The following is a 7,265-nucleotide window of genomic DNA, read 5'->3' as shown; positions in this document are numbered from 1 at the left end:
GCCATGGGCACCGGCGCCGATGTCGCCGTCGAAAGCGCCGGCATCACCTTGGTCAAAGGCGACCTCAACGGCATCGTGCGGGCGCGCACGCTGGCTCAGGCGACGATCCGCAACATCCGCCAGAACCTGTTCTTTGCCTTCCTCTACAACGTGCTTGGCGTGCCGGTCGCCGCCGGCGTGCTCTATCCGCTCACTGGCACGCTTCTGTCGCCGATGCTGGCAGCGGCGGCGATGAGCCTGTCCTCGGTGTCGGTGATCGCAAACGCATTGCGGCTGAGAACATTGAAACTCTGATCCAAGCCCCCAAATACGAAACCCATCCAACAGGAGACCATGTATGACCTTCGCCAAAAAACTCGTGCTGCTGCTGATGGCGGCCGGAATGCTGGTTGCCGTCTTCCTCGAAAGCGTTCCGGCGCAGAGCGAAGAGATGAAACACGACATGGGCGCTATGGCGACGGACGCGACCAGTCCTTCGACGGAAGGCTACAAGGCGGCGATGGACAAGATGCATGCCGACATGATGGCGTCCGACTATACCGGCAATGCCGACGTCGATTTCGTCAGAGGCATGATCCCGCACCATCAGGGTGCGATCGACATGGCCAAGGTTGAACTTGCCAATGGCAAGGACCCGGAAATCCGCAAGCTGGCCGAAGGCGTCATCGCCGCGCAGGAAGCAGAGATCAAGCAGATGCAGGCCTGGCTCGCCGCCCATCCGGTGAAGTAAGTCTTCAGCCATCGCCAGCGCGGCGAGAACGCCTCTGGATTTATCGCCCAGCCTGCGATGCGATCCGGCCCTAACTGGAGCCCGCCATGCCACCGACCATCAGAACCACCAAACTGCCCTCCGGCGAAGCCGTTCAGGTGCTTGGCCAGGGCACATGGAAGATGGGCGAAGATTCCCGTCGCCGCGCCGATGAGGTGAATGCCCTCAAGCTCGGCCTCGACCTCGGCATCACGTTGATCGACACCGCCGAAATGTATGCCAGCGGCGGTGCCGAGGAGGTGGTGGCCGAAGCCATTGCCGGGCGCCGCGACGAGACCTTCCTGGTCTCGAAAGTGCTACCGTCGAACGCCTCGCGCGCGGGCGTGCAGCGGGCCTGCGAAAACAGCCTGAAACGCCTGCGCACCGACCGCATCGATCTCTATCTCTTGCATTGGCCCGGCAGCGTGCCATTGACGGAAACCGTCGCGGCCTTCGAGGCCCTGAAAAAGGCCGGCAAGATCCGCCACTGGGGCGTCAGCAATTTCGACACCGACGAGATGGAAGAGCTGATCGGCCTGCCCGATGGCGGCAATGTCCAGACCAACCAGGTGCTCTACAATTTGGTCCGGCGTGGCCTCGAATTCGATCTGGCGCCCTGGAGCCGGCAGCGCGGCATCCCCTTGATGGCCTATTCGCCGGTCGAGCAGGGTGCGTTGGCGCGCAATGCCAGGCTCGAAGCCATTGCCGGGCGCCACAATGCGACCCCAGCGCAAATCGCCCTGGCCTGGGTGATGCATCAGGAGGGCGTCATCGCCATCCCGAAGGCCAGCAGCGAGGAGCATGTCCGCCAGAATGTCGCTGCGCTCGACATCAAGCTTGCGCCGCAGGACATCGCCGATCTCGACCGCGCTTTCCCGCCACCAGCGCGCAAGCGCGGGTTGGAGATGATCTGACTACGTCCCCGCCAACCCCTTCAGCCGGTAGAGCGCTTCCAGCGCCTCGCGTGGCGTCATTTCGTCCGGGTTGATGTCGCCAAGTGCCGCGCCCAGCGCGTCGCTCTTGATCGGCTTCGGCGCTTCTCGTTTCACCGCCACCGAAAACAATGGAAGATCGTCGACCAGCCGGTTGGTCTTGCCCGAAACTTCGCCCTCTTCCAGTTGGTGCAGCACTTCCTTGGCCCGGTCGACCACCGCTTCCGGCAGGCCGGCCAGCCGCGCCACCTGCACGCCGTAGGAGCGGTCGGCGGCACCCTTGCCGACCTCGTGCAGGAAGACGACGTCGTTTTCCCATTCTTTGACCCGCATGGTGACATTGTGGAGCCGCGCCAGCTTGCCGGCCAGCGAGGTCATTTCGTGGAAATGGGTGGCGAAGATTGCCCGGCAGCGGTTCTTCTCATGCAGATATTCGACCGCCGCCCAGGCGATCGACAGGCCATCGAAAGTGGCGGTGCCGCGGCCGATCTCGTCGAGGATCACCAGTGCGCGCTCACCGGCCTGGTTGAGGATCGCCGCCGTCTCGACCATCTCGACCATGAACGTCGAGCGGCCGCGCGCCAGATCGTCCGAGGCGCCGACGCGCGAGAACAGCCGTTCGACGACGCCGATATGGGCCGATGTCGCCGGTACGAACGAGCCGGTCTGGGCCAGGATGGCGATCAGCGCGTTTTGCCTGAGAAACGTCGACTTGCCGCCCATGTTCGGGCCGGTCAGGAGCCAGATGGCGCCGTTCCGGGCAGCTCCCTCCGGCGACAGGTCGCAATCGTTGGCGACGAACGGGCCTTCGCCGGAGCGGCGCAAGGCCTGTTCGACCACCGGATGCCGCCCGCCCGTAATCTCGAAGGCAAGGCTCGAATCCACCACCGGCCGGCACCAGGCTTCGCTTTCCGACAGAAGCGCGAGCGCCGCGGAGACATCGAGCACGGCCAGCGCATCGGCGCCGGCGCGGATCTTCTCCGCTTCGCCGACCGCTTCCGTCGTCAGCGCCTCGAAGGCGGCCAGTTCGATGTTGAGCGCCCGGTCGGCGGCATTGGCGATCTTGGTCTCGAGCTCGGCAAGCTCGGTCGTGGTAAAGCGCATGGCGTTGGCCATGGTCTGGCGGTGGATGAAGCGCGCCTTGGCGCCATCGCTGCTGGTCATCACCGCATGATGGTTGGCGGTCACCTCGATATAGTAGCCAAGCACATTGTTGTGCCGGATTTTCAGCGAGCGGATGCCGGTCTCGTCGATCAGCGAGCGTTCCAGCCCGGCGATCACCTTTCGCGATTCGTCGCGCAGCGCCCGCATCTCGTCGAGATCGGCATGGTAGCCGCCACGAACGAAGCCGCCGTCGCGCTTGAGCAGCGGCAGTTCGTCGCCAAGTGCCTGCATCAGATGCTGCGAAAGCGCTTGGGGCAGTGCATGGATGGCGGCCAATGCCGCCGCAAGTTCCGGGGGCAGGGCGGTGGCGGCAAAGATTTCGGCGATCGCGCCTGCAGCCTCGAAGCCGGCGCGCAGCGCGCCGAGGTCGCGCGGCCCACCCCGGTTGAGCGCCAGCCTGGACAGCGCGCGGGGCATGTCGGCAACGCTCTTCAGGCTCGACCGCACCGCCTGGCAAAGTCGCGTTTCGGAACGGAAGAACGACACTGAGTCCAGCCTGGCGCCGATCGCCGCCGGGTCGGTCAGCGGCGCCATCAGCCGGTCGGCGAGCAGCCTTGCGCCGCCGCCGGTCACCGTGCGGTCGATCGCCTTGAACAGCGAGCCTTCGCGGCTGCCCGACAGCGTGCGCAGCAGTTCCAGATTGCCGCGTGTCGCCGGATCGATGAACAGGGTCGAACCCTGCTCCTCGCGTTCGGGCCGCGACAGCGGCGGGCGCTCCGCTTTCTGCGTCTTCTCGACATAGGCAATGGCGCCCGAGATCGCCGATAGTTCGGCGCGCGAAAAGGCGCCAAAACTGTCCGGCGTCGCCACATCGAAGAAGCGGGCGATGCGCCCTGTCGCCGACGCCGAATCGAACAGTGACGGTGGTTGCGGGCTGGCGACGCGGCCGAGCACGTCGAACACCGGCTTCAGCTCCGGATCGTGGAACACTGGCTCGGCAACGATCAACTCACGCGGATCAACACGGAAGATGTCAGCCAAAAGCCGGTCGGCGGTGGTGTCGGTGACGCGGAAGGCGCCGGTCGAGATGTCGATCCAGGCCAGCGCAAAGGAGTGGTCCGCTCCGCCTTTCACCCGCCCCAGCGCCATCAGGAAGCTCGATTCCGACGGCGCCAGCAATTTGTCCTCGGTGATGGTGCCTGGTGTCACCAGCCGCACCACATCGCGGCGCACCACCGATTTGCCGCCGCGTTTCTTCGCCTCGGCCGGATCTTCGATCTGTTCGCAGACGGCAACGCGGAAACCCTGGCCGATCAGCTTCTGCAGATAGTCGTCAGCAGCATGCACCGGCACGCCGCACATCGGAATGTCGAGCCCTTGATACTTGCCGCGCTTGGTCAAGACGATGCCCAGCGCCCGGCTCGCCTTCTCGGCATCGTCGAAGAACAGCTCGTAGAAATCGCCCATGCGGTAGAACAGCAGCGAATCCGGGTTTGCCGCCTTGATCTCGATGAATTGCTCGATCATCGGCGTGGCGCCGGCGTGGGCGGTCGGCACCGGCGTCATCGCCTCGGGGGCGTCCGGCTCGTTCGGGCTGTGCATGTTCATGCGCCGCACGCTAGCAGATGTGATCGCGCGGTTTAATGCCGGGGCTTCGAAAAACAGGGGACGACCGGGACGGCAGGATGCCCGCAATCGCGCGTACCAACCGCGATTCCGCACGCTGGCGGTTTACACGCGGCGGCGCGTGGTCTTAATTCGGTCCGACACAAAGCACCCGCTTCAACGAGGTGCTGCACCGGTGAGGAAATCAAGAACATCATGGCCAGGAAAACCGAGAACAGCGGTCCGTCCGTCAGTGCGCAGGAAGCGCTCGAATTCCACGCCATGGGTCGCCCCGGCAAGCTGGAGGTCGTCGCCACCAAGCCGATGGCGACGCAACGCGACCTCAGCCTCGCCTATTCGCCTGGTGTCGCGGTTCCGGTCCTGGCCATCGCCGAAGACCCCTCGCGCGCCTTCGACTACACGACGCGCGGCAACATGGTCGCCGTCATCTCCAACGGCACGGCTATCCTCGGTCTCGGCAATCTCGGCGCGCTGGCCTCCAAGCCGGTGATGGAGGGCAAGGCGGTGCTGTTCAAGCGCTTCGCCGATGTCGATTCCATCGACCTCGAGGTCGACACCGAGGACGCCGACGAGTTCATCAACTGCGTGCGTTTCCTCGGGCCCTCTTTCGGCGGCATCAATCTCGAGGACATCAAGGCGCCGGAATGCTTCATCATCGAGCAGCGGCTGCGCGAATTGATGGACATTCCGGTCTTCCATGACGACCAGCACGGCACTGCGATCATCTCCGCCGCCGGCCTGATCAACGCGCTGGAGATCACCGGTCGCGACATGAAGACCACGAAAATGGTCTGCAACGGCGCCGGCGCCGCCGGCATCGCCTGCATCGAGCTGATGAAGGCGATGGGCTTTTCGCCCGAAAACATCATCCTGTGCGACACCAAGGGCGTGGTTTTCCAGGGCCGCACCGAAGGCATGAACCAGTGGAAATCGGCGCATGCGGTCAAGACCGAGGCGCGCAGTCTCGCCGAGGCGCTCGACGGCGCCGACGTCTTCCTCGGCCTCTCCGCCAAGGGCGCGCTGACCACCGCCATGGTGCAGTCGATGGCCAAGAACCCGATCATCTTCGCCATGGCCAATCCCGACCCGGAAATCACGCCGGAGGAGGTCGCCGAAATCCGCACAGACGCCATCATGGCCACAGGGCGTTCCGATTATCCCAATCAGGTCAACAACGTGCTCGGCTTCCCCTATATCTTCCGCGGCGCGCTGGATGTCAGGGCAACCACCATCAATGACGACATGAAGATCGCCGCCGCCCAGGCGCTGGCGGCACTGGCGCGCCAGGACGTGCCCGACGACGTTGCCGCCGCCTATCAGGGTAATCGGCCGAAATTCGGCCCCAACTACATCATCCCGGTGCCGTTCGACCCGCGCCTGATCTCGGCCATTCCGATTGCGGTCGCCAAGGCGGCGATGGATTCAGGCGTCGCCCGCAAGCCGATCCTTGACCTCGACCGTTACGCGCAGGAACTGTCGGCCCGCCGCGACCCGATCGCCTCGACCCTGCAGCGCATCTACGACCGCGTGCGCCGCCAGCCCAAGCGCATCGTCTTCGCCGAGGGCGAGGAGGAACAGGTCATGCGCGCCGCCGTCTCCTATGTGAACCAGAAGCTCGGCACCGCCATCCTGCTCGGCCGCGACGACGTCATCAAGGAAAACGCCAAGCACGCCGGCATCGATCTCAACAAACAAGGCATCGAGATCATCAATGCAAGGCTGTCGCGCCGCAACGGCATCTACACCGACTACCTCTACGAGCGCATGCAGCGCAAAGGCTTCCTGTTTCGCGACTGCCAGCGGCTGATCAACAACGATCGCAACCACTTTGCCGCCTGCATGGTGGCGCTGGGCGACGCCGACGGCATCGTCACCGGCGTCACCCGCAACTATTCGACCGCGCTCGACGACATCCGCCGCGTCATCGACGCCAAGCCCGGCCACCGCGTCATCGGCGTCTCGATCGTGCTGGCGCGGGGCAAGACCGTGCTGGTCGCCGACACCGCCGTGCACGATATGCCGAACGCCGAGCAGATCGCCGACATCGCCGAGGAGGCGGCAGGCTTTGCCCGCCGCATGGGTTATGAGCCGAGGCTCGCCATGCTCGCCTATTCCACCTTTGGCCATCCGCAGGGCGAACGCTCCGAGCGCGTCCAGGAAGCCGTGCGCATCCTCGACAAGCGCCGCGTCGATTTCGAATATGACGGCGAAATGGCCGCCGACGTCGCCCTCAACGCCCGCGCCATGGCGCAATATCCGTTCATCCGCCTGACCGGCCCGGCCAATGTGCTGATCATGCCGGCGTTCCACTCGGCCTCGATTTCGACCAAGATGTTGCAGGAACTCGGCGGCTCGACGGTGATCGGGCCGCTGCTGGTCGGCCTGAACAAGCCGGTTCAGATCGTGTCGCTGAATGCCAAGGACAGCGATATCGTCAACATGGCGGCGATCGCGGCGTACACGGCGGGGACTTGAGGGGCTGGCCTCAGCGGTGAGTCGGCGAGGCGTTCAGCCCGGCGCGAATATGCGAGCGGCCTCGACGACCTCGTCCACCTGATCCTGCCGCAGCAAGTCGATCGGGACGCGGCCGTCGAGCTGCGCCGAGGGCCGCGTCAGCCACAGCCATGCGAGCCTCGGATTGGTGATCAGGGATAGCACGTCGCGAATGCCTGCAACCGGCCGGCCGTCGACGAACTGCACCAGCGGGAAGACATGTTTGCGGCCGCCCTTGCGCAAGGCGATGACCTCACCCCGCCGCTGCCAGCGGTGCAGGGTCGAGCGGGCGATGCGCAGATGCTCTTCCAGATAGGTCGAACCGGCGACGCGGCCGGCCCAGTCCTCGATCAGCATCGATT

General features: G+C 64.9%; 4 protein-coding genes and 2 pseudogenes. 4 read left to right on the top strand and 2 right to left on the bottom strand.

Features of this window, described 5'->3' with window-relative positions; genetic code table 11:
• The 3 genes and pseudogenes from EN991_RS16400 to EN991_RS16390 all read left to right on the top strand — a co-directional run.
• Nucleotides 1–294, top strand: a pseudogene (locus EN991_RS16400) (copper-transporting ATPase); the annotation flags it as partial.
• A gap of 43 nt (nucleotides 295–337) precedes the next feature.
• Nucleotides 338–730: a DUF305 domain-containing protein gene (locus tag EN991_RS16395; RefSeq protein WP_013528057.1), complete on the top strand. Its 393-nt coding sequence runs from the start codon at nucleotides 338–340 to the stop codon at nucleotides 728–730.
• A gap of 86 nt (nucleotides 731–816) precedes the next feature.
• Nucleotides 817–1,662, top strand: coding sequence for an aldo/keto reductase (locus EN991_RS16390; protein WP_063169905.1), 846 nt, complete (start codon nucleotides 817–819; stop codon nucleotides 1,660–1,662).
• On the opposite strand, the gene mutS is transcribed toward EN991_RS16390, so the two are convergent.
• On the bottom strand, nucleotides 1,663–4,392 hold the full coding sequence (gene mutS / locus EN991_RS16385) for a DNA mismatch repair protein MutS (RefSeq protein ID WP_127369139.1): 2,730 nt from the start codon (nucleotides 4,390–4,392) through the stop codon (nucleotides 1,663–1,665).
• A 213-nt stretch (nucleotides 4,393–4,605) separates the two neighbouring features.
• On the opposite strand from mutS, the gene EN991_RS16380 reads away from it, so the two are divergent.
• Complete coding sequence (locus EN991_RS16380) at nucleotides 4,606–6,885, top strand: NADP-dependent malic enzyme (RefSeq protein WP_024501796.1); 2,280 nt, start codon at nucleotides 4,606–4,608, stop codon at nucleotides 6,883–6,885.
• A 33-nt stretch (nucleotides 6,886–6,918) separates the two neighbouring features.
• Here the strand turns inward: EN991_RS16380 and EN991_RS16375 are convergent.
• A pseudogene (locus EN991_RS16375) lies at nucleotides 6,919–7,265 on the bottom strand (antitoxin Xre/MbcA/ParS toxin-binding domain-containing protein); the annotation flags it as partial.

It is taken from the genome of Mesorhizobium sp. M7A.F.Ca.US.005.03.2.1 (assembly GCF_003997795.1).
GTDB lineage: Bacteria > Pseudomonadota > Alphaproteobacteria > Rhizobiales > Rhizobiaceae > Mesorhizobium > Mesorhizobium ciceri.
This window is presented reverse-complemented; position numbering and strand designations above follow the sequence as displayed.